The organism is Bariatricus sp. SGI.154, from assembly GCF_050313795.1.
Taxonomy (GTDB): domain Bacteria; phylum Bacillota; class Clostridia; order Lachnospirales; family Lachnospiraceae; genus CAMBRQ01.
This window is the reverse complement of sequence record NZ_JBNPMC010000008.1, coordinates 1-24,865: the sequence shown is the minus strand read 5'-3', so window position 1 is coordinate 24,865 and position 24,865 is coordinate 1. Positions and strand designations below refer to the sequence as shown.

Genomic DNA, 24,865 nt, shown 5'->3' with positions numbered 1-24,865 from the left:
GTACCTCCTTAATCTTTAATCACTCTGCCATCCTTATCCTGAGAACCTTTCTCGGCATTCTTATAATGCCCATAAGATCCATAACGCCCATAACTGCCATAACTACTATAACGCTTATATCCATAACCATAACCGTAGCCATATCCATAGCCTCTGCTGCGGCTCGAATTATCTCCGTTAAATACATATCCAATGATATGGATTCCACTCATAGCAAGCGCCTGCACTCCCTCACGTATCTGCCGCATCTTCGTGTAATCATACCGAATCACATAGACTGCCGCATCCACGTATTTCGCCAGGACAGGAGCATCCGCCAGAAGGCCGGACGGCGCAGTATCCAGTACCACGAGATCCGCCTGCTTCTTCAGCACCTGAATCAGTGCCTGCATACTCTTCGTCCCGAGAAGTTTCGTATTCTCACCATCATCCTCTCCGCCATAGAGAACCTGAAGTTCTCCCGATGACAATTCAATCGGAACCAAAGCATCCTTAAGAGTTGCCTGCTTCTTAAGAACTGCTCCTAATCCAGGATGCTTCTCCTGTTCATTCATAACACCTGCAACCGAAGGATTCCTCATATCGCAATCCACCAGGATCACTTTCTTGCCCTGCTTTGCGATCGAGATCGCGAGATTCGCTGCCAGGGTCGTCTTTCCTTCTCCCGGAATCGAACTGGTGACCAGAAGCGTCTTATACTTCTTCTCAGCCATCTCCTTCATTACTTTAATTCGGATCTTGCGGATTGCCTCCACATATCCCTGGGAGATCCTGTCATTCAGCAGACTAAGCGAATTATTGAAAGTCGCCTTCTTCCTCTTCTTCGTACGGATATAAGGAACACTTCCGCAATCCATCAGATTCAACTGCTTCTTTAACTCCTTCTTCGACTTGACAGTCCTTCGAGTCAGCGCATAGACCATCATAATCGCGAACCCTATGACCGCTCCCTTTAATGCCCCCCTCTTATAGGAGCCCCGGATCACTTCCACGCGCTTCGTATCCGATGGAATGCCCGTCTCATCCAAAACCGTAAGTTTCGTCTCTCCTACTACGAACTCAGCAACCTTAGGGTAATTCTCAAGCACCGATGTCAGTACATTATATGCCATCTGCGGATCATTCCCCGATACAGATATCGTCAGAAGGTTCGTCCCTTCATCCGCCTCAGCATCAATACTGCCCGGCACAGACTCCAGCCCCAGATCCTCGGCCACGACATCACCGAGCACTCCGCTGGTCAGAATATACGGGAATACCTGTGCCATATCCTGGGCCGAACTTCCCGTAGCCGATGTTACTGATACCGTAGCCGATGCCACATAATTCGCCACATAATTCGTTGTAACCGAGAAATAAGACTTCACCGCGAATATCAGCGCCAAGCCTACAACAAGCCACCATAATTTTATCACGCCATGATAAAAATCCAGCAAAAATTCCGTAATATCGATTAATTCCGGTTCTGCCTGTGATTCTCTTCCAGATGTCTCTTTATAATCGTCCATAAGCCCTATCTTCCTTTATTCTTACTATAATTGCCATAACGTCCATATTTCCCGTATTTCCCATAATATCCGCCAACCGAACTGTCTGCTACATTGGAAAATGTCTGAACACCGTTCAATACAACTCCCAGTATCTTCGCATGATTATCACGGAAATCATCCATAATATCGTTAATATCCTCAGCCAGCATATAATTCTGCCTTACAACCATAAGAACTGCATCCGCGCTCTGTGCAAATACCTGCGCATCTCCCAGCAATCCTGCCGGGGGCGTATCGATGATCACATAATCCGAATATTTCCTGCAAGCTTTCATCAGCCTCGGCAGTTTATCCGTCTGAAGCATCTCCGTGGACGAAGAATAGCAATTCCTTCCGCCAAGGAAGAACAGATGCTGCCGCTCCCCCTTCACCAATACATCCGTCAAGACTCCTGATCCCTTCAAGAACTCTCCCAACTCATTCTTCTCTTCCAATTCAAGACCAAAGATCAGAAACTGAGAAGGTCTTCGGATATCACCATCTATCAAGATAACTCTCTTGCCTTGCTCCGACAGGCTGATGGCCAGGTTCGCCGCAACCGTAGACTTTCCCTCATTCTCAGATACACTGGTAATAACCAATATCTTACGCTCATCTTTCGCCATCTGATATTCCACCTTCGCAGCCAGTTTCTTATAACTCTCTACGAACGGGAAACTTGCAATCGGATTATCTACAAGGATCGCCGACTTCTTATGGCTGATCAATTGCCGGATCGTCTTATATTTATACTCATAACTGATTGCCCCCAGACTTCTGGCATCCAGTTTCCTTTCAATCTCCTTCTCCTGCTTCACTGAATTACGCATATAGGATAACAGTCCGAACAGGATTATGCACACTGCCGCACCTCCCAGGAAACCCTTCTTCACAGACTCCCTTACATTCAACGGATTCTCCGCCGCATACGGAATCTTCGGCTCCTCCAGGACATCCATCACCGCATTTCCAACCGTATACAGTGATACTTCCGTATAATGGTCCATGATGGTACGGATGATATCGATGGATTCCTTCGGCGTATCTGCCGTCACACTTAAGACCAGCATATTCGTGCCTTCCAGCACCTCCGTACTAATATCCGCATCTATCTCATCTACCTTCAGTTTGTCACAGATCGTCTTCTCCATGACACTGCTCTTCAATATCTTCTCGAATGTCTGCGCCATGGTATTGGCAGAACTTAAGTTACTGTAAGTATTATTACTTCCCTTCGAGCCAACTACAAAGGTCGTCATAGTCGTATACTCCGGAACATACTGCACATTCACCACTACATAAGCAATCATAGCCGCAGCAATCGCTCCCAGAAGTATACACCACCAATTAATCAAGATATCATGAATCAGGGTAAATAGTTCGATCTCCGTATTCACCATCTCTGGCACGTCATTTCTGTTACTCTCCGTCCTGCTCATCTTGCTCCCCCTCCACTACAACAAATAACTTCGTAACTGCCGTAGGCGCACCTTCTGCCGTATAGGTATACTCTACAGAATAGACTCCCGGCGTAGCATAATCCACATTCGAAGCAACTCCAATCGCTTCCTGCGTGCCAGCCAGCATCTCTCCGTCATTCTCATAAGTATACTCTGTTCCATTCTTCTCAATCCCCTTGAGATACGCCATCGGATCAATCGCCTGGTTCACAGATGTATATACAATATATTCCGACAGCAGCGGATACTCCTTATAACGCTCCTGCCGATCTGAGGAATCTACAATCGTCATCTCCACCGGTACCGTACGGACATCACCCGCACTATTGCTGACCTGCAGCGTCACAGGATAAGTCCCCGTCTGCACACCATAGAAACTGTTGTCCATAATCGTTCTGATCTGACTCGTCAAGTCTCCATCCAGGCAATCCTCTGCGGTTAAGGACGCTGACAGATCCGCCTCATCCAACTCCGTCAGAGCAACCCTAAGTGGCTGGGTCATATGGATCTTCGGCGACGTATAATCCGTATACTCTACCGTACGTTCCAGCGTTCCCACCTGGTTCGCCTTGTCGAACACCACATATGTAACTGTACGCTTGCCATTAATAAAATGTGACATCGACGCAATACGGATCGACTTGGTAATGTCTCCATCCCGGTTGTCCTTTGCCTTCACTCCTTCCAGCAGTACGGATTCTTCATCTTCTACACTGACAGATACCGTGTCCTCCTTGCAAGTAATAACCGGAGGCGTATGATCCTCCACCATCTTGGACTTCACAACATACCCGATACACCCGGCACATGCCAGCACGAATATAATACATATGATTCTTCTAAGCCTTCTCATGAAACTTCTCCTTTACTCATAACTGGAAAACGGAATCGGCTCCAGTTTCAATATTGGTTTATTACAGCAGATTCTGGCCGGATTATACTGGAATAGCACATCACAATTCTTCTTCGTATATTCCGCACACAATTCCTCATAAGCATCCAGTAGATACGGAGTTCTGCGAAACGGACTGTGCGCATCACTGGCTACTACCGATACCAGATTATGTCTTAGCAGACGATACGCCGTCTCCTGTGCATTCCGACCGAATCTTCCCAGGAAACTACCCTTATTCACCTGAATGACATACCCTCTCTTCCTCCACTGGTATACAATCTGAGGGTTGTCCTGAACGAACTCATATCTCTCGACATGCGCTACCACCGGCTTCGCTCCCACCGCCCTTACTCTTCTTAACAAGTCTGTTGCAAAGTCCGGATCTTCATCAAAAGAGAACTCCATCAGAATATACCTGCTCTGATTCAGTGGCATAATCTTCCCATCCACAATCAACTCCGGGAGATCATAAGTCCCGAAGGCTTCCGCCCCCGGGCACAGCCTGATGGGAATCCCTTCCTCCTGAATCGCACGGACCGCAGTCTGGAATGTCTTAATATAGGCATCCCCGAAATAATTGTCAAATATACCCGGAAGATTGCAGTGGGGAGTCGCAACTATCGCCGTCACCCCGATATCCGCTGCCATACTCGCCATCTCCAACGTATCATATATATCTTCTGCTCCATCATCAATACCCGGAAGTATATGGGTATGTATATCTATCATCTCATCATCCTCTGCCAACACAATATTATATTATTATATCATATTTCACTCAACCTGTACACGCTCCGCCAGGAATTCCCATAAGTACTTCCAAAAGCATAGCCAAATACGCCGCCCACAGTTCTGCTAGAAATCCATCGCCATCTTGCCAGCCTCTTCCTCATCCAGTTCCGTAATCCGTGTATCCATTACCCGGTAGACTCTCTGGCACATATTCAATACACTCGGCCGGTGAGTAGTTACAATACATGTCTTATTAGGTTTCTGACTGATAATATTTCTCAACACTCTCCGTTCTGTCGTCACATCCAGGGCCGAAGTCGCCTCATCCAGAAGCAGAACCGGCGCGTCCCGAAGCACTGCCCTGGCAATCGCAATACGCTGCGCCTGCCCTTCCGACAATCCTCGTCCACGTTCTCCTACATTGCTGTTGAATGTATCCGGCAATTTCTCCACAAAATCCCATGCACAAGATATCTTCAGCGCCTCTACAATCTCCTCATCCGTCGCATCTTCCTTCACCATACGCATATTCTCCGCAATCGTCCCCGACAGAATCGTATTACCCTGTGGCACATATGCGAACAGATGCCTGGTCTCTGCATTCATAGCAACCTCATATCCATTGGAACCGATCATAACAGCCTGTCCCTCTTCCGGACGGATTAACCCCAGGATCAGACGTATCATCGTCGTCTTGCCCTCTCCGGACGGTCCCACCAACGCCACGATCTCACCCGGACACGCTTTGAATGCAGAACCCGTAATCACCTTCGTCCCCTCAACATAAGAGAATTCCACATCTCTCATTCGGACTTCGAAGCCATCTGCCGCCAGCGCATCCAACTCTTTACTCTCAGGAATATGAACCTCCTTCGGAAGTTCTACCAGTTCCCTGATACGGTGCGCTGATACCGAACTGTTCAGGAAGGACGGAATAATCGACACTACGTTATTAAATGCCCCCGACAGATTGCTCCTCTGCTGTAAGAATAGCGTCATCGTACCATAAGTAATATCATGGGTCCACAGCCGAAACAGGCAATAGCCAAATGCAATAAACTGCACCAGATTCCCCATAACTGACAGCAGAATATTCGTCTTAATCGTGAACATATTGTATTTCAGGCTAACATCCTTGAACTTTCCCTGCCACCAGCGCATCTTCTTACTATAATAAGGCGCAATTCCAAAAGACTTAATCGTGTCAAAATTATAGAAAGCCTCCACCTCAAAGGTCATAAGATTACTACTCATCTCCCGGACCTTCTTACTGTAATCCCTCTGCTTCTTAATCATGAACCGCGACATCAGCAGCATAAAAGGCGCACTGCCAAGCGCGATCACAGCCATGATCCAGTCATAGTGCAGGATCACAAGGAATGTTGCGATAAAATTATACACAGCAATAATAATCGTAGGCAGCCAGCTGATCGCATTCCCACTAACCGTTCCAATATCCCCATTGAACCGATTCAGGACATCTCCATTCGAATACTTGTTAATCGCCATCCAGTCCGCATCCACAATCTTATCAAATATATCCGCCTGGATATCATTATTAATGTAGATACTAAGTTTCGTCGATATCCGGCTGATCATACTGCTAAACAGCAGGCTGAACAACGAACTTCCTACCATTATAATAAGCATGATTGCCAATTTCGAAGTCTTATATCCGGTAATAATATCAATCAGGTACTTACTTGCAACACTGCTCACCAGCCCCAGCGAAGTACTAACAATACCGAGAATCACATAGAACGCAATCGCCCCCTTGTATCTGGCACTATACGTGAATATCCATTTCCAATCATCTATAATCTCCGAGAATGTTCCGTCCTTCCAGCGAGATATGAGAATATCCAGGGACTCGAAAGACAGGTTCTTTCCATTATTCTTATTTTCTTCCATTAATGAATCCTTTCACAGTATCTGATCGAAAAAAGAGCCAGACATTATGCCTGGCCAACGAGTTTCCTTGTTCAATATAAACTTTTTTATGGATTAAGTCAAGACACAACAAAAAGAAAAATTAACCTTCCACTATACGGACACATACCTGCAAAGGCAGACCTCTCATCTTTAGGCTTCTCCCGTTTCCAATCGTCTCAGTTCTTCACGAAGCAGCGCATCATAAGCATGCATCACTTCACACTTATATACAGGTACATCTCCAAACGAACCGGTCTCTGACAGCATTGATGCCGCACAAGGCGAACAGATGATTCGATATTTACATCGATAGCATACTTCCGACAAACGCACTGATCCCGTCTCAGCAAGAAGACACTCCCAGTTCTCTTTAAAAGGCAATTCAAAAACATCCACATACGGGATCTCCAGCATGCCACAGTTGGTCATCTGTCCCTTCCAGTTCACCCAGAAACTGCTTCGCCCCGAAGCACACCAGAATCCCTTCGGCTGCTCCGGCAGATTCTGCTCCTCGAAAGAATCAATGGATGTCACTGTCTCTTTCAAATCCCGGATATACTCTTCCTGACTCCCACGAAAGCCATGCTTCACAATATCCAGCCTAAGCCTCGCCGCTTCTTCCGGCATCAGCCGATATTCCAAAGGTTCTGCCTGATTAGCCTTTCGTGCCTGAGGGAATAAATAGTACGGAATCTCAATAGGCAGTTCCAGCCCGTCCGCAACATCCATAATCGCCTGAAAATCACCAATGCTGAATTGCGTTAGGGTGGCATTTAACTTTATTGGCACATTCCGCTCTTTTAAAAGCCGTATACCATTCATTACCTGATCATAGGCCGCTCCATTCTGGCATAATCTCTGATATGTTTCCCGCCCGGCACCATAGAGCGTAATGTTAAGCCGCCGTGGAAGATTGCTTGCGAAGAAGTCCGCCATCTCTTCATCTATCAGCGTACCATTCGTATTCACCGTCAGATAGATGCCCAGTTCCTGCAGACCTCTATATATCTGCTTGAACTCCGGGTGAAGCAAAGGCTCGCCGCCAGTCAGGAGCAAGAACAGACAGCCCATGTCCGCTGCCTCTTTGGCAACTTTTAGCCATTCATCTGCCGTTCTCATCCTCCCCTGCCTCTCCATCTCTGATTTGTCTAAACGAATATAACACATCTTACAATTCATATTACACAATGGCAACAATTCTACGCCAGAATAATCACTGACTCATCTCTTAGAAACATTCCTCTTTTAAATTCCGGACAACCTCATCCATATATTGACACAGATACTCCGGCTTAACGTCCGTACCGCCACTTTCCCATCTTGCACACGCCGCGCAAATATTACAATTGAATCTATGCTTGCAGTTATTACATTCTTCAGGCAGCAATATTCGTCCACAATTGCTTTTCACCGTTTCCCAAGCTTCTTTAATCGTATGTGTAAATACATCTACCGCAGGTTCTTCTAAGAATACACAAGGAGTCATCCGTCCTTTCCAATCAATCCAGCATGAACTCTTACCTGCTCTGCATCTCATACTTCTCCCTATCGGTTCCTTATCATCTGCAAAGGTATAAGAATCAATCACATGCTCTCTAACCTTTACAAATCCCTCTCCTTTTTGTCTTTTCTTAATGTACACTTCCCAGGCAGCAGCATCTTCCGGCGTTACTCTTGTCTCTTTACAAAACGCATGACCACGACGTCTCGAGCAAGGGAACATATAAGTGTTATACTCCAGCGGAAGTTCTAATTCTTCTGAAATATCCAAAATCGCCGGAGTATCTTCCATATTTTCCCGAATCATACTACAATTCAACTTCACTGGAATGTTCCTGCTCTTTAACAATTCCAATCCATGCATTACCTGCTCATATCCGCGTGAGTTCCCGGTTACCTTCGCATAAGTCTCATTGCTTGCACCATACAAAGTGACATTAATTCTTCGCGGCAGTTCCGCTGCAAACATATCGGCAATTTCTTCCGTACATAATGTTCCATTCGTGTTAATTGTCAGAATGAATCCCATCTTCTTAAGCTGACGATACAACTCAGGGAATCCTGGATACAGCAATGGCTCACCACCTGTCAGCAGAATAAATAATGTTCCTGCTGCTTTAAGTTGTTCAGCCAATTCCAGCCATTCTTCAACAGTCCGTAATCTGTGTTCCTGTTCCTGCTCTTTTTTGCTAAGACGTATATAACACATCTCGCAATTCATATTACAGACGGGCGTTAATTCGAATGCTGCTGTCAACAATATTCCCTTATATGATGCTTTCATGCATAATCTTTCTTCCAGGCTTGTAAAGCCATATTCTGAATCCATATGTTGCTCCTTATCTCCGTTGATACATAATAAAATAGAGCCGCCAGGTTACCGCAGCTCTATAATATCCCTATTCAAATAATTGTTATCTATGATGCATTTGGATTAGTTTCCCATTGGGCAGCGCTAACTTTTGAAAAATGCTGATCATGATCACTTGAACCCGTAGACCACCAATATACCTTATATGCTGATCCTATAGGAATTCCCCACCCGTCTGTCGGTTGCCACATCGCATTCGGCTCCGGTCCATCATCTGGTACACCTGCCACACCTGTATGCCATTCTCCACAACCACTTCTCGGATTACTTCGGCAAATTTTCTTATCTGACCGGTCATATTTATTATTATTATTTTGGTCTATAAAACCAATTCCTGTCTCAACATTACAATTAATTTTCCAACAAGCCGCTACATACTCATTCGCCACAAATGCCTCTCCTTGCATTACCGGCTTTACATACTCTCTTTTCATTGCCCTTTCACTCCCTTATTCTATCCACACTTTTTGAACAATTCCAAAAAGTTATCCACAATCGGTTACTGTTTAAGAATAGCCTCTTTTTCTTCTAAAGTCAAGTCTTTTATACATTTTTATCAACATTTTTGTAACAGTTCAGCCATAAGCCGGATTGTGGGTGAATCATGCTTGCATGAATGAACACACGATCCGACTTATGAGCGGAGCGCCATTTTATGAGCAAAAATAGCTGCGTAGCAGCGGAGAAGCATCGTAGATGCGTTTTGCGAATGGCGCGGGCTGAACTGTTACACATTTTTTCTATTTCTATACACATACCCATACAATCGCACTGCGAATCGGCGAATCGGCACAATATTCACCCACACATGCTCGAAGAACTCCCACCAGAAATCCCCAGGCCCGATCCATTTTCCTTTACGGTTGACCCGGGTTATCACTGCGAATATCTGTTCCTCCGACACAGGCCCCTCTATCTCCTGCTGTGCATCACCAACAATATAATACCCTTCCGGCTTAACTCTGCATATACGGTGCATAATGTACTGACCATTCGGGCGCTGATAGAATACCATATCGCCTTTCTTAAGTTTCCGGTCTGGTTTCTTGAAGCAGATGGAATCCCGCTCATGAATCAGGAACGGAGACATACTGTTACCTGCAATTATCATACTGACTTCTTTTCCTTCCTCCGTCAGTTCCCTTAACATCGATACATATTCTCGGGTATCTACTACTTTCATTCTCTCTATCCCTCTCTATTCCTCTCCCACCGTCAGCAACTGTTCCAGACATTCTACTGCCTGTTCTGATATATCACACTCTAATCTATAGATTGGCACTTCCTGAATTAATTGTTCCAGATTATCCATAACTCGCATCTGGAAAGCGCCGTCCCAGGAATTGATCGTAATCTGCTCCATAATCTCCCGTACAGCCTGAAATCCTTTGATTGGATACGCACGATTTATCTTCGCCTGTTTCAGCATTACGATTGCCCGGATCGGGTACGCCTCATTATTGCAAACTTCCGAACTCCCACACACGGGCCAGCCATACGCATACCAGCCATTCTCCCCACGGATCAGTAATGAGCGGTCTCCATTAATTGTGCGGGTTCCTCGGTACTTCTCCCACAGAGATGCCTGGGTGGACTTTCCAACCTCTGATGGCGCAGAGAACAAAACCGCAGAATCCTTATAACACATATAAGCAGAATGCAGAATCATGGCACCATTCTGTATCATATGCTTTTCCAGGCTAAGCATGGCTATAAATACCGTATCATATGCCAGCATCTCTTCCACACCCTTGTCAACCCATACATGGTAATCTGCTCCGCCTTTCTGCATGCTTACCGCATATGGCATATCGGCTCCGAAGAAATAGATGCATCTGCATTCTCCGGCTTCTGTCTGGAATACACGCAGATTCTCTCTGACAATGATTCCATTTCCCACCTGTTTTCCAGTGACTTCCGCCATAATATCGGTCATGTGATCTGCATATTCCAAAGTATAGACCATCGGTTTTCTTTCTTGTAATTCAACTTTCTCATCGGTAATATTATCTTTCTGACTGCCGCCAACCTCTTTCCCTTCACAAAACAAGTTCACAGTATCATCCGCAAGAAACTTTGCCAGGTTCTCCGGTCTAGGCATGCCCTCAGGCATTACAAGTCTGATATCTACATGACCGAATCTATACACATTCGACTCCATCTTCCTTACCACGTCCGATCTTCCCTGCTGCACTCTACGAATCCGGCATTCAGAAGTTGGCTGATGAACTCAATTGCATCTCGCTTCGCCGTCTCTTCATCGATCTCGTAATTGTCCAGCAGCAACTGAATCATCTCCTCAAGACTGTCTGCCTCTTCCATATGCTCCCATATGAACTTCGCAGTCTCGCTTAATGTAATCAATCCATTGAACTCCTGCGTGGTCGCCCCTGTCGGCACCAGCACATACTCTCCGGCAATCTCTCTTAATATAAATTCCTTGACTATCTTCATCGTTCTTACACCCCATTCAATATTCCGCCCACAATCTGTATCCGGCTCTCCGCCAAGTGCTCCATTCCATCCATGATATGATCCACCCTGGCGAAATCCTTCCTCACTACAAAGATTGCTCCGTCCGCATACTGGGCAAGTACCACCGCATCGGTAAGCAGTCCTGCAGGGGCACTGTCAAGAATGACATAATCTGCCCACTCTTCCATCTTCCGTATAATTCCCTTCATACGCTCTGAACCAAGAAGTTCAGAACCATCATCCATGGATTCGCCTCCCGGAAGGAACATGAACTGCATGTTCTTATCAAGCCCCAGTGTCTTCGACCACATCAGGCAATCCTGAAGTTTCGCCTTGCGTTCCAAGACTTCTCCAAGTCCCACACCGGATTCAAGCCCTAATATCTGCCGATCTGAAGGATGCCTTAAGTCGCAGTCAATCAGCACTACCTTCTGCCCCGTCTGTGCAAGTGACAGCGCCAGATTCACCGCAACGGTACTCTTGCCTTCTCCGGCAAGGGCACTAGAGACTAAGAATGTCTTCCTGTTATATTCATGTGCGTGATACTCGATCTTATTTCGAATAATTCTAAGCGGCTCCTGTAACGCCTCTTCTATCTTAGGCTCTGTCAGTACCAGCCTGGTCTGTTCAGAGCGATTATTCTTCGACCTTCTCTTTTTCTTGATCTCAGGCAAGGTACCCAGACATCTAGTATGCATCCATCTATGAACATCTTCCTCCTTGCGAATGGTCCTTCGGGTAATCACCAGTATTCCTGACCACAGGGCTCCCAGAAGGAATCCAAGCACTGCCCCCTTCTCGGCGTTGCGAGCGAATGCCTTCGGATTATCCGGTTCAGGCGGAATCCCTGTCTCATCCAGCATCTCCATATTCGTCTTACCTACGATCACTTCCGATATCTCAGGATAATTCTCTACGACCGCCTGAAGTGTCGCATATGCCATTCCGGCATCACGATCCGTTACCGAGATCGTGAGCAGGTTGGTATTCTCCGCAACCTTCGCTTCAATACTGCCTGTAACTGCATTTACCCCCATATCTTTGGCAACTTTCCGCTTCAGCACGCCACTTGTCAATATATAGGGAAATGTCTTCGCCATCTGTTCCGCAGTCGCATTATCGAAGTAGGTTGACGTCCCTGTCTCCCCCAGGTTCTGCTGTTCTCTCTGGATATTAATGGTAAATGTTGCTGAAGCCGTATACCTCGGCGTATACTGTATTCTGGCCCTGACATAGAAGGCTGCCGCGCCCAATATCGTCAGAATCAGAATCCATGCCCACATCCTGCGAAATATCCTGAAGTAATCGACCACTAATTCAGTAATGTCTATCAGACCCTGTTCCTGGTCCTTTTCCTTGACAACTTTCTCCTGATCACTCATGCTTTACTCCTCTTTATTCTCTGCTACCGCCTTACCTACAGTAGTCCTGTCTGTCTTGCCTGCTACCGCCTTGTCCGCTGCCGCCTTCTCTGTCTTCTCTGCACGATCCCTGCGGTTATAATAGTAAGACTGATACTTTCCGTAGCCATAATATTTACCATACCGGTATCTTCCGTAACCATAACCGTAGCCATAACCATAGCCATAACCTGAACTTATTACAGAACCGCCAGTGAATACATCATTGAAGACACATCCTGCCACGCCATTTCCATAACTATTCAGCATATCAATCATGTCATTAATATATGGAACTTTGGAGAAATTCTGCTTCACTACCAGCAACGAGCAATCTGCCTTGCGTGCCAGCACCTCCGCATCCGCGCGTCCTTTTGCCGCCGGACCATCTATAATAACAAAGTCCATCTTTGACTTCATGGCTTTCAGGAAATCCTCGAACTTCTTAGATGCCAGGAATTCCGTAGACCTCGGGTGTGCAACGCTATTAACCAGCAAGTGCAATGTTGTTCCCTCCATCTGGAATACCATGTTCTCCAGATCACCCTGCGAAGCGAGATTCTCTCCAAGCCCTGCGCCCTTAGGAACCGCAACTCCCAGGAACTCTGCCAGCCCGGTCTTCCTTAAGTCTCCTTCGATCAGCAGGATATTCTTCCCTCTCTGCGCCATCGCCAGAGCAAGGTTCGCCGCAACGGTTGTCTTGCCTTCATTCTTAGCAGTACTGGTAACAAGAAGTACTTTGCATCCATCCTTGCCGCTCTTATAGAGAAGCTTCGTACGCATCTTCTTCACCGTCTCCACGAATCCGAAACTAACCGCCAGTTCTGTAATCAGCATCCGCTTCTTCTGCCTCTTAATACGTGCCTTAAGATTCCGATAGGTTGGCTCATGGCTCAGTACGCCGAACAGCGTCGTATCCAACTTCTCCTCCACATCGTCCTCGCTCTTTACACTATCTTTCAGATAAGACATCACGCCAAGCAGAACCACCATCACCAGCGCACCTGCCAGGAATCCCTTCTTCATCATGTCTTTCCCATGAAAAGATTCATTCGGAGCAGAAGGGAAGTTCGGCTCTTCGAACACTTCCAATACCACTTCTCCTAATACGTTCTTCGATACTTCCTGATAATTCTCCAGCATACTGTCCAGCAATTTGAACGAGATATCCGAAGAATCGCTGGTCACTGATACCGTCAGAAGATTCGTCTCCGGTACAACAGCGATCTCCACCGTACCCGGGAATGTCTCCATCTCCAGAGACTCTGCCACCTTCTTCTTCAGGATCTGACTATCCATCACCGACTGGAATGTATCCGTCAGTTTCTGCGTCTTACTCTGATTCGCATATGCTCCGGTACTGCTTCCTTTTGCGGACACTACAAACGTAGTACTGGAAGTATATGTCGGATGATATAAGATGGAAGAACCAATATAAGTCAAAAATGCTGCCGATATCGCAATGCACAGAATCACCCACCAGTTCTTCAGTACATCGTGGATAATATTATAGACATCCTCCATCTGCTTTTTCTGCAATTCCTTCTCCATGCTCTCTAACCTTTCTAATCCCTCTTACACCGCCTATTGTACCACAACAACCAGACGGCTCTTTCCGCTGGCTCCCATTCCATTCACGATGTAATCCACATAATATGTACCTGCCTCTTCTGTATTCACATTGGATTCGATACTAAGTTCCCCTTCTCTGTCTGCTCCTGCATAATATGCCGCCGGATCGAATCCCTGCCCCTTCGCCACGTAGACCAGATAATCACTCAACGTTACTTCTATTCCCGCGTAAGTTCTGTCATATATCTCAATCTGCGTATTCAAATATACGGTGCTGCCGCCGCTGTCCATCACGCGGAACTCTACCGGATAACTGCCGGCAGTCATCGTATTCACCGTATTCTCCAGCGAATACTTAATATTAGATGTAAGCGAACCATCCAGCACGCTGTCTGCCGTTATCCCTGCCATAATATTAATATCAGAACCCACTTTATAGCAGAGCGGCGCACTCATATGGAACACCGGCTTCTGATAATCTTCATACACCAGCGTCCGTTCGCATCTTCCCACATTCATGCTCTTATCAACCGCTGCATATGTAATGACCCTCGTTCCCTCATCCGTGAATGCGGACATGCTCTCGATCACCAGCGTATCACTCACATCCCCGGAACGCTTGTCCTTCGCCGTCACACCTTTCAGCAGATCTTCATCCGTTGCCCCTACGCTGACGGTAAGTTCCTCGCTGTCACACGTGACAACGGGCGGTGTCTTATCCTGGACAACGCGCGTGTACGCCTGGTATGCTATAAATGCGCCTGTCGACAGGAACAATAGTAGTATACTGAATACTTTTAACTTCTTCATCTATGGTACCTCTTTTACTCTATCCTTTGAAAATATTGATACGTTTACGGAATAACCCTTTTTACTATAGCAAAAAAACAAGTAAGATACAAGAATCAGGCATTATCAAATATAACATTTATTGTAATTGTAATCCCTCACTACTGCTCTGAATCTGCACCGCAAGTTCTTCTTCTGTAAAACGTATTAAATGCTCAGTCATTTCACACACGTATTGCGGTACTTTACCAAAGGTTCCCGTTTCTGTATAAGCGGATGCTCCACACACATGACATACCTTTCTTCTTCTGCACTTCACACATGCCGGCGGCATATAAAGTTCTCTGGTTTTTTCGACCAACATCTGCCATGCATCCACAAATCCATCACGAAAAGGATATGTAATGGGATATGGCATAATACCGCAGGCAGACATTTCTCCTTTCCAGTTAATCCAGAAGGCACTCTTTCCCGCTCTGCATCCAAGCGGTTCTCTCATATCCCGCTCCCATTCCTCTTCTTCTGCCAAATCCTCCAGATGATTTGCTTTCATAGTTTCGGCCCGCTTCTTGAACTCATCCATCGTCAGACGTAATTTATCTATTTTAACTTGATATCTGGCCGCCTCTTCAGGACTGAAACGGTCCCCCTGCCCTGACAAACTTTCATCCCGCCTCATCGGCGGAAACATATAAGCTGCTGCCTGCACATATATATTCAAATCTTCCGCAATCTCATATATTCCTTCCAGATCCTCAATATTGTACGGCGTCATGCTGGCATTAAATTTAACTGATATCCCTGCCTCTTTTAGAAGTTTTGCTGCATGCACTGTCTGATCGAAACCGTTAGGATTGCGGCACAATCTACGATATGTTTCATTTTCCGCTCCATAAAGTGTCATATTAACCCTTATCGGTGGGACTTGTCTGAGCCAGTTCACTGTTTCTTCTGTAATCATTGTTCCATTCGTATTAATGCTGATTAAAAACCCCATCTTACTCAGTTCCATATATAGTTCCCGGAATCCCTTATATAGAAAAGGCTCTCCACCAGTCAAAAGCAAAAATAACATTCCGGCCTTCCTGCATTCTTCCGCTATTTCAAGCCAGGACTCCATCGGTATTTCGCCACCCTGCGCTTCTACCTCTTCTCTGGTCTTTCTCACATAACACATTCTGCAATCCATATTACAACAGGGTGATAATTCAAACGTTCCGCTCAGGGGAATCTTATCCCGTCCAGCCTTACGATGTAGATACTGAAGCATTCGAGGTTCTAATATTCGCATCTTCTTTCTTCCTCCTTTTCAAAGTAATCATTCAATGCATACACCGCTTCCTTTTCAGGCCTGCACGTAAACTTTAGCACAGGGACCCGAATCACTAATTCCTCCAATAATCCAAGTGTTTTCATAACATCTCGTTCCTTCCATCGAATCACAGCCACCTGACTATACAAGAATTTTACTGCCTCCGCCACTGCAATTCTGCACACACAATTTGTATCTCCCTGCCCCAGGATTACAATTGCACGTATCGGAGCCTCTTTATTGGCACATATTCCGGAAGAACCTGAAAAAGGAAGACCAAATGCATATAAATATTCTCCTTTTTTCCTCATAAGTACCCGGTCGCCATTAATAATTTCGCTGTTCATATTCTTTTCCCACAATTCTGCCTGCGTTGATTTTCCTATACCCGATGGTCCTGTGAATAGAATCGCCCTTTCTTCATATATAATAAATGATGCATGAAGTATCAATGTCTGTTTTTCCAAAAGCCGAGAAGACAACTCAATCTTACTTATCAAATTCCACATATTCTCTGCGTATTTCTTGTATCTTGGCAGCACATAAATCCATACACGTCTTTCTTTCTCCATTACACAAAATTCCCATTCCCGTGCCGGATGACGATAGTAACTTAACCGAACATTTTTCCCCTCATAAACGCACACTTTTGGATCCTGGTAAACCAACTTCTTATCTGTAGCCTGCGGAAAATCACCACATTTTACATCAAAAACAAAGTCACATTCTTCTTCTTTGCTTTCAACCGAAAACATATTCATCTTCTCATCACAGGAAATTCCAAATTCTGCTCTGAATCCAATTTTTATTCCTGCCAACTCTATGATTTTCATTCTTTCACCTATAAAGAATGACCATACCTAATCGATATGGTCATTTGCTTTACCCTTAATTCTTATTGTTTTTATGAACCAAAATATCCTACTCCACCATCTGGTATGTCATAACACCCCTTATCATCTCCATCATTCCACAAAAGTGAACAGGTCTCATAATCATTAAACAGTCTCTCACCCGGAAAATGCGGATCATCTATAGCACATGCTGTGCTTGAACCTGTATCCCCGAATCCGACGTCAATCGCACAATTGCCTGCAACAAATTCAGATACCAGGAAACTTTCCATTACTATCTGCGGTTTGGTATAAGTTTTCTTCACTTCATTCACCTTCTTTCCCCTCCGGCTTAAAACCATCTTCCAAAAATATTCTTAATTACTGACTGTAAATTCTTAATAAATCTTTCAATCGGCTTTTCCGTCGGAGTCACAGGATCTTCTGCCGGAGGTGTCTCTGGCTCATCATCATCTTCTAATACTGCCATTCTTGATCTTGCAACTGCAAATGTGTTCGCAACAACCTGCTCATCTGTAATAATTGCTGTAGTAATACCATCAGATGCATAAGTAACTTTCAAATTGGTCAGCGAAACAATAGTATCTGCCCCGCTTGTATTCGTAATGGCAAGATTTGCTGTTTTGGCATTTGTTTCATTATCCACAACGAAATTCAATGTATTGGTAATATCATAATACATATCCGTAGCTGTATTCAGTACCAGTTCTCTCTCTGAACTCGTATCACTTCCCACTTTGAATTTCACTTCACCGTCTACTGCTTTTGCACCCAACTGTACAGAAGCCGGATCTCCACTTGTCTGAATTGCAAGCCCTATAGACTGCCCTCTCTTAAGATAAATCTCATTATTCGGTCCAATATTCTCGTAAGTCGCCACACTCGCTGTATCCTGGCCATCTACATAAATTGCACCGCTTAATGTACCTTCACTATACTGATCAAGAAGCAGCTTTCTCAGCTCTGTAACCACCGCATTCGCTTCCTTATCTGCTGTATAATGCTCATTTGCCTCCTCTCCACTCGGATCAATCGGATTGTAAATACGAATCGCATCCAAATAGAATGTTGCACTCTTTTCTGCTTCTGTCGTTGCCTGAGCTACAGTAATTGTAACTGTATAAGTATCATATTTTTCAAAACGTGCTTCGTGTACCGGAATCTGATAAAGTATTCCGGATTGATATTCCAGATCAAGAACTTTATTCTGTACGGTCATACCCTTTGAATTCACTGTTTTTATTGCAATTTTCGTGGAATTTGTGTCGGTACGGCTAATCAGATCAAACCCTGTTCCCTTGAAGGTAAAGGAAGCGGTAGCCGTTTCCCCATTACCCACTGATATCACATGGGCCGAACCAGCACTCAGCCGGTTATCGTTCTGATAACTGCTGTCATTTCCATACGGATGTCCGTCTGAACTTACAGTTCCATTGTCCTGTTCCGTTGCAGATGCTGTCCCTTCTGTTGTCCACTTTCCACTGAATACAATACCGTTTGTTTGATCACTATCTTCTGTATTCCCAAAATTATCTTCATAGTAAACGGTTGTTGCCGGAATCACACTTACCGTCTGATACCGATAGTAATTAATATCCGCACCGCCTTCTACAGTAGATCCTGTAGTAACCTTTGCTGCATAAAGGAATCTATCGATACTGTCCATATATTTTGATGGAGTATATTTTACTTTTCCATTTCCATCCAACTGTGCTGTACCGTTCGTTAATTCTACACTGTTGCCAAATCCTTCAGCCAATGTCTCTGTACTTCCATCGCCCAAAGCAACACCAATATTCTTACTGCCGGCAGCTACAGAATTCAGCACCGCATCCATTACCATGTCATTTGCCATAACATCAATAGTAACCGGCTTGCCATAATCCAGGACAACAGAATCCGGAATCAATGTCGTACGGTTCAACACACCAAAAGCTACATAAGAATTCGTATACTGCGCATCTGCCTGATACATAATGGTAGACTGCTGAGCGCCTTCCGGTACTGTACCGGTAATTGTATGTGAACCATTCCCTGAACTTACTGCATTTGCCGTATAAGACGCATTTTCGATATGCAAAGTGTAGCCTCTCGGAACGAATTTCGCCGCTTCTACTTTTGCCTCTACATTGGCTGCATTATTCCAGTTAAACTTCTCTTGTTTTACATCACTGATCTTTACACGATTCTCGAATGGGATTACATCTCCCCGGCTGTTTACCGGCTGTCCTGCCTCATTTACAAGATAGAACTCATAATTAACAACCGCTGCGCCCCATGGCATCTTCGGCTTTGTAAATTCCTGCTCTGTCTGATTATCTTTGTAGTTTGTATAGTTCAGTTTCGCATATTCGTTTGTATCATAGAGTCCATCTCCGCGGCTGCCTTCCATTGAGCCTTTCAGATATACGTAATAGCTGATGGTCGCTTCCTGTTCTGTAATATCACCTACCGTCCATGTAAATGTCCTGGTTGCAGCATTGTAAGTGAATTTTTCCGCTGTGATATTCCCACTTCCATCCATGATATTTCCTGATTTCAGGTTAGAGGTAGCACTCTTTCCATCTGCGCTAAAGGTAACGGTCTCTACAACAGTACTTGTCCCTTTTCTTGTACCAACATCATTTAATGTAATCTCTTTGCCATTAATTGTCTGTCCAACTTCTGCTCTTGTGTATACATCATACAATGTAACTTGAATAGTCGGAGCAAAGGTAAGATCTAGCTTATCGTTTGGTAGTGTCTGTGTCGTCTGTAATTCGAATAAGTTGCCAATTTGATCGGTTACTACCGCATTGGTTCCGGCTTTTTTGATAGAAGTTGCAATATCTGAAAATGCTTTATTCAATTCTACGCTATCATCTGCCAGAACATAATGGTCTTCATCAGTTGCGATTTTCTTCAAAATTGCCTGCGCCTGACTTGCACTGAATCCATTGTTGTCTCCCGAGGAATTCATATCAAATCCGATAGAATATACTACAGCGCCGGCAGCCTTTACAGCTTCTGCGTTGTTCAACAGCTTATTGTTTGCCTCATTTGTCAGGTTCGTGCCCGGATTATTGCTAGTCCATTCTACCCCATTATAGTTTGACGGAGCACCATCTGTCATAAATACAACAAAAGTATCTCTTCCCTCAGCAGCCTGACTTAATACTGTACTCGCTCCAGAAAAAGCATAATCATAATCCGTTCCACTATAGGTAGTCAGTCCGTTAATCGTGGTCTTAATGCTTTCTTTTGCATTTGCATTTTTTAATGGATATTCTATTTTATTTCCATCTTTAACTCCATCTTCGTCCTCGTCTTCCCATCCGGCAAATGTTACCAGACCCACACGGTTATTGGACTGTGTTCCATCGGCGTTATCACCCAACACCTTGTCTACAAAATCACACGCTGCCTTTTGAGCATCTGCCAGTTTCCCACTATCCTCCATACTGGTTGATACATCAAAAACAATTACAACATCTACGCCCTTCTTCATCGGCACACCTGTTGTACCAAGCTCCACCTTTGCAACACCTGTTCCATTGAAATCATCACTCGTTGCTGTCTTATTTACCTTAACTGCACCCTGATCAGGATACTGCGGTTTCTCGTCACCTGACGTCACATCATCCGGGTAGAGGATCTCGTCTGGCTGATTTGGATTTGTGTAGTAAAAGTTAATTATTGTATCTTCGCTAATCGTAATATTACTGCTTTCCGAAGTATAATCCTGACCATTCATTTCATATTTGATGAAATTCATGCCAGAGACTTCCGAAGGCTTGCTGATACTTGTCTGTTTTCCTGCGGTTACTGAACTTGTAGTTGGACCAGATACTAAAATTCCATCTACGTACCAGTTTAATGTAAGATTTACTTTCGTTACTTTCTGGTAGAAGGTAAAATTGCCAACACCCCAACCACTTGTGCCTACTTTCCAGCCAGTATCAACATTATAAGACAAATAATACATCTCACCATTTACATAAGTCCCCAACCACTTGCCAAAATTTATCATAAAAGGATACGTTCCACTTTCAGTTAAAGAACTACCGTTTGACGTTGCAACTTTCACATCGGAATTACTTGCCAATGCAAAACCTGTTCTAGTACTATAATCCCATAAGATATTGTCTTCCTCTATTACCTCATTTGGTGTAAATGCATTATTACTAACACTACCTTCTATCGCATAAAAATTGCTGCCATTCCAGGCTAACGCATAGTATTTATTACTTGCGTTATACACAATAACGTAATCACTGTCTGCGCTTACACTAGTAACCTTGTCATAACTGTTCTGCACGACTGATGTCGGCATCGGCACATTCTGTTCCTCACTCAGTGCTGCCGCCCGGGCATCATCATTCATTATTCCATTTACGTCATCATTGTTCCCCGCCGCAGCGTCCGTTTCATTTCCGGCATCTTCCGTGATATCTGTTTCCACGTTATCATCCATGTCTGCCGCATGAACCTCCTGCCGCGATATTGGCGCCGCACCAAAGAGCATCATTACAGCAAGTGTCAGCGCTAATATTTTCTTAACCTGTTTCATCACTTTTCCTCCTTCTATTCCTGAACTGCTTCTACCATAAGAATCTGACTGCCTTCCGCGGTAAAATGTTTTGTCTCTGCCTCAACACATGCATCGGCATCTACATTTTCCACTTTGCAGCTATATGTAATCCCACCCAGGTAATACTGATTGTTAATCTTCCCTTTATATCTCACATAAACTGTACCCAACGGCTCCTGCGTAAGGTTCTTAACAGTCAATTTCCCATCCTCCGATGTGATCTCAACCTCATCCTCCATCAAGGACAGGAAATCCTGTTTGGCGTAAAGTTTATCTGTTAAATCCAGTCTGTCTTCTTCATGATATTCTCTGCCATTTTCTTCTAACACAACCACTTCCTTCCCGGCAGGAATTGTTGATATCTGAAAGACCGCCTCTTCCGAGTCATTTACTGCAAATCTGATTTCTGCAAATTCTATCACTGTATCAGAATCATTCTTTATCACTGCCGCCAGCGCATTTGCCACCGGCTTATCACTTCCATCCTCAACAAACGGTCCACTGTATTGCCCAATTCCTTCTATAACAATCGGTGTATCCTGTATATTATACGGTAGTGAAATACCGCATATTATCTGCTCATCATCTGCATCGGCTCCATTTATATAACCCGGAATACTAAAGATATCCATGTTGGTCTCTTCTGTTGTTTCTAAATCTTCTATTCTATTCTGCACCGGCGCCTCATTTTCCTCTTTACCACTTTTTTTACTGTTTCTTACCCCTGCCACAAGCATTCCTGTAATCAGGACCACCACAGCTATGCCGACGCACCCCCAAAGAGCCCTGTTTTTTTTCATACGTATTGCCTTCTTTCGATAATAAATTGCATATTTTGTTTTATTTTTTTGCTTTCCTCCTCATCTTCTATATATTCAGAACTTTCCAGCTCTACTGCCAACTCTTCCAGCTGCCTCATCAATTTCTCTTTATAGTGGCAGTCCTGTTCACAAATAGTCTCATTATAAGATATTTTCCATTTCTGAAATATAACAGCAGCACACAAAATCTCCTCGAATTCTTTATGCCGCAAAACCAGACCTTGCCTTGTAGGATAAATTGCCACCAATAATTCATATAACAGCAAATCGGCTGGATATTCACTTCTTATTCTTGTACTTCTGCTATTGTTTGTTATCCAATTTTCTGTACATATCAAGAATTGAATGTCTTTGCTACGAAATAGCGCTGGCAGAGTTTCCTGCAGTTGTCTCCGCATGACCTTCAAAGCCTGTTTTTCCTGTAATTTTATCTCTTCTAACTGCCTTGAACTTATTACATGCATCTGCTTTTCCTCATTTTCTGATCAGACAAAAATAAATTGTCGGTATATTTTCACCCACAATTGCACATCCTTGTAAATAGTAAATATATCGTTTAACTTTCTATTAAACGATATATTTTACATAAAGGTTATTCTGTTTTACGCCTTGTACACAGCCGCCAGCCGTTCCATCGCCTCATACTTATGCTCATACAACGAATGTGCATAGATATTCATAGTAATAGAAGCATTCGAATGCCCCAATAATTCACTTAACGTCTTCGGATCTACCCCTTCCTCCAGCGCACGCGTTGCAAATGTATGTCTGAGGCAATGGAAATTAGCATTCCCAACCTCAGCGCTATTCAGAATCGTCTGAAAATATTTCTGATAAACTCTAGGTTCAATGGGGTTTCCGGATTTCCCGCTGATAAAGGAGTCTTCGCATGTTGCTTCTGACTTATATTGAGCCATATATTGCTGGAGCGACAATACAAGAAATCTTGGAAGCGGAATATCCCTTATTGAGGAGTGTGATTTCGGTCGCCCTTCATAGATCATTGTCTTCCGCTCTGTATTTTCCAGGCACTTAATTCGTTCCAAAGTTCTCTGAACATGGAGTACACGATTGCCAATATCCACATCTTCAATATGCAGGGCACATAATTCGCCAATCCTAATCCCCGTATAGAGACAAAGAATAATTCCGATTCCATTTGGATTCTTGGAGTGTACAGCCGCATACTCAATCTTCTTCTGTTCCTCCTTGGTAAATACCCGCACTTTCTTCCACTCTCTCTTAGGGAGTCTGACATCCCTGCAGCAATTCTTCTGAAGAAGCCCATTATTCTCCGCATAGGTTAAGGCTGAATTCAGTATCGTATACATACTGCTGATTGTCTGATATGCCAGTCCTCCAGTCTTGTCAATCCGCCCATTCTCATATTGTTGGTTAAAAAATGTCTGCAGAAGAAATAAGTTCAGATCTGATAGTCGACATTTTCCCAATTCCGGGATAATGTGCCTGTATATCAGGTCATAAAAAGTTGCTGCCGTTGAAGGCTTCACCGAATTCTTCTCTACCTGATAGAACCAGTAAGCAAGGTAATCCTCCAGACAAGGATCTTCCCATAGTTGACAGTTACTTTCCCTAACATACATTGATTCATAGTTCTTTTCCATTGAAAAACACCTCCGCCAAATAAATAATTTAATCTTTTTTTGGAATTTGATTGTACCGTTTGTTCTTAAGCGTTGACATCAAAAAGTGACTGTGCTATGATATTTGTGACATAAAATAGAAAGTTAAACGAAATATCAGCATATGTATATAATAATATAAAAGGACCAGATATTAATAGATTCACACTGTTAATATCTGGTCTTCTTATACCCTATAAACCAAAATAATAAATCATCTATAGTTTATTATTTATATACCCGACTTACTCTATCCCATACTCCTTCATCAGTTCCTCCTGATATTCCACATCCGTAATCGCACGCTTCAAATCCTCCATACGATTATCTGCCACAAGGAAGCCATTCAGAGTATTCACTCGCTTTTTTTCTTCTTCTCTACCTTCCTCTCTGCCCTCTTCTCTTCCTTCCTCTCTACCTTCTTCTCTCCCCTTCATCCATGCCTCCTCTCTCTCCTGCTGCAGATGCCGCTCCTCATTATACTCAAATATACTCACACTGATTACCTCA

General features: G+C 44.2%; 21 protein-coding genes and 1 pseudogene. All 22 read right to left on the bottom strand.

Features of this window, described 5'->3' with window-relative positions:
• Positions 1-8 precede the first annotated feature (8 nt).
• Complete coding sequence (locus ACQRBN_RS05660) at positions 9-1,508, bottom strand: polysaccharide biosynthesis tyrosine autokinase (RefSeq protein ID WP_427738006.1); 1,500 nt, start codon at positions 1,506-1,508, stop codon at positions 9-11.
• Positions 1,509-1,513: 5 nt separating this feature from the next.
• Complete coding sequence (locus ACQRBN_RS05655; protein WP_427738005.1) at positions 1,514-2,968, bottom strand: polysaccharide biosynthesis tyrosine autokinase; 1,455 nt, start codon at positions 2,966-2,968, stop codon at positions 1,514-1,516.
• Entirely contained in the window at positions 2,949-3,842 is an 894-nt protein-coding gene (locus ACQRBN_RS05650; protein ID WP_427738004.1) for an HYR domain-containing protein, read from the bottom strand. Before ACQRBN_RS05650 ends, ACQRBN_RS05655 begins: the two co-directional genes overlap by 20 nt.
• Positions 3,843-3,854: 12 nt before the next feature.
• Positions 3,855-4,613, bottom strand: a complete 759-nt coding sequence (locus ACQRBN_RS05645; RefSeq protein WP_427738003.1) for a tyrosine-protein phosphatase — start codon at positions 4,611-4,613, stop codon at positions 3,855-3,857.
• A 126-nt stretch (positions 4,614-4,739) separates the two neighbouring features.
• Positions 4,740-6,527: an ABC transporter ATP-binding protein gene (locus tag ACQRBN_RS05640; protein ID WP_427738002.1), complete on the bottom strand. Its 1,788-nt coding sequence runs from the start codon at positions 6,525-6,527 to the stop codon at positions 4,740-4,742.
• Between the two features lie 171 nt (positions 6,528-6,698).
• On the bottom strand, positions 6,699-7,736 hold the full coding sequence (locus ACQRBN_RS05635) for a radical SAM/SPASM domain-containing protein (protein ID WP_427738062.1): 1,038 nt from the start codon (positions 7,734-7,736) through the stop codon (positions 6,699-6,701).
• Positions 7,737-7,776: 40 nt separating this feature from the next.
• Complete coding sequence (locus tag ACQRBN_RS05630) at positions 7,777-8,877, bottom strand: radical SAM/SPASM domain-containing protein (RefSeq protein WP_427738001.1); 1,101 nt, start codon at positions 8,875-8,877, stop codon at positions 7,777-7,779.
• Between the two features lie 89 nt (positions 8,878-8,966).
• Positions 8,967-9,353, bottom strand: a complete 387-nt coding sequence (locus ACQRBN_RS05625; RefSeq protein WP_427738000.1) for a hypothetical protein — start codon at positions 9,351-9,353, stop codon at positions 8,967-8,969.
• Positions 9,354-9,646: 293 nt separating this feature from the next.
• A complete protein-coding gene (locus tag ACQRBN_RS05620) occupies positions 9,647-10,102 on the bottom strand; it encodes a S24/S26 family peptidase (RefSeq protein ID WP_427737999.1) in 456 nt (151 codons plus the stop codon).
• A 15-nt stretch (positions 10,103-10,117) separates the two neighbouring features.
• Positions 10,118-11,092, bottom strand: a complete 975-nt coding sequence (locus tag ACQRBN_RS05615; RefSeq protein ID WP_427737998.1) for a hypothetical protein — start codon at positions 11,090-11,092, stop codon at positions 10,118-10,120.
• Positions 11,086-11,373 (bottom strand): PqqD family protein, encoded by a 288-nt coding sequence (locus ACQRBN_RS05610; protein WP_427737997.1) that lies wholly within the window; start codon positions 11,371-11,373, stop codon positions 11,086-11,088. The genes ACQRBN_RS05615 and ACQRBN_RS05610 overlap by 7 nt, the downstream gene beginning before the upstream one ends.
• A 5-nt stretch (positions 11,374-11,378) precedes the next feature.
• Positions 11,379-12,776 (bottom strand): polysaccharide biosynthesis tyrosine autokinase, encoded by a 1,398-nt coding sequence (locus ACQRBN_RS05605; protein WP_427737996.1) that lies wholly within the window; start codon positions 12,774-12,776, stop codon positions 11,379-11,381.
• 3 nt (positions 12,777-12,779) lie between these two features.
• The gene (locus ACQRBN_RS05600) at positions 12,780-14,345 is read right to left on the bottom strand and encodes a polysaccharide biosynthesis tyrosine autokinase (protein WP_427737995.1); all 1,566 of its coding nucleotides are present in this window, start codon (positions 14,343-14,345) and stop codon (positions 12,780-12,782) included.
• Between the two features lie 33 nt (positions 14,346-14,378).
• Complete coding sequence (locus ACQRBN_RS05595) at positions 14,379-15,176, bottom strand: HYR domain-containing protein (protein ID WP_427737993.1); 798 nt, start codon at positions 15,174-15,176, stop codon at positions 14,379-14,381.
• Positions 15,177-15,294: 118 nt separating this feature from the next.
• Positions 15,295-16,446, bottom strand: coding sequence for a radical SAM/SPASM domain-containing protein (locus ACQRBN_RS05590; protein ID WP_427737992.1), 1,152 nt, complete (start codon positions 16,444-16,446; stop codon positions 15,295-15,297).
• The gene (locus ACQRBN_RS05585; RefSeq protein ID WP_427737991.1) at positions 16,434-17,300 is read right to left on the bottom strand and encodes a hypothetical protein; all 867 of its coding nucleotides are present in this window, start codon (positions 17,298-17,300) and stop codon (positions 16,434-16,436) included. The genes ACQRBN_RS05590 and ACQRBN_RS05585 overlap by 13 nt, the downstream gene beginning before the upstream one ends.
• A 71-nt stretch (positions 17,301-17,371) precedes the next feature.
• Entirely contained in the window at positions 17,372-17,635 is a 264-nt protein-coding gene (locus tag ACQRBN_RS05580; RefSeq protein ID WP_427737990.1) for a hypothetical protein, read from the bottom strand.
• 17 nt (positions 17,636-17,652) lie between these two features.
• Complete coding sequence (locus ACQRBN_RS05575) at positions 17,653-21,870, bottom strand: vWA domain-containing protein (protein ID WP_427737989.1); 4,218 nt, start codon at positions 21,868-21,870, stop codon at positions 17,653-17,655.
• A gap of 14 nt (positions 21,871-21,884) precedes the next feature.
• On the bottom strand, positions 21,885-22,691 hold the full coding sequence (locus ACQRBN_RS05570; RefSeq protein ID WP_427737988.1) for a hypothetical protein: 807 nt from the start codon (positions 22,689-22,691) through the stop codon (positions 21,885-21,887).
• The gene (locus tag ACQRBN_RS05565) at positions 22,688-23,176 is read right to left on the bottom strand and encodes a hypothetical protein (RefSeq protein ID WP_427737987.1); all 489 of its coding nucleotides are present in this window, start codon (positions 23,174-23,176) and stop codon (positions 22,688-22,690) included. Before ACQRBN_RS05565 ends, ACQRBN_RS05570 begins: the two co-directional genes overlap by 4 nt.
• A gap of 138 nt (positions 23,177-23,314) precedes the next feature.
• A complete protein-coding gene (locus ACQRBN_RS05560) occupies positions 23,315-24,337 on the bottom strand; it encodes a tyrosine-type recombinase/integrase (protein ID WP_427737986.1) in 1,023 nt (340 codons plus the stop codon).
• Positions 24,338-24,600: 263 nt separating this feature from the next.
• A pseudogene (locus ACQRBN_RS05555) lies at positions 24,601-24,865 on the bottom strand (hypothetical protein); the annotation flags it as partial.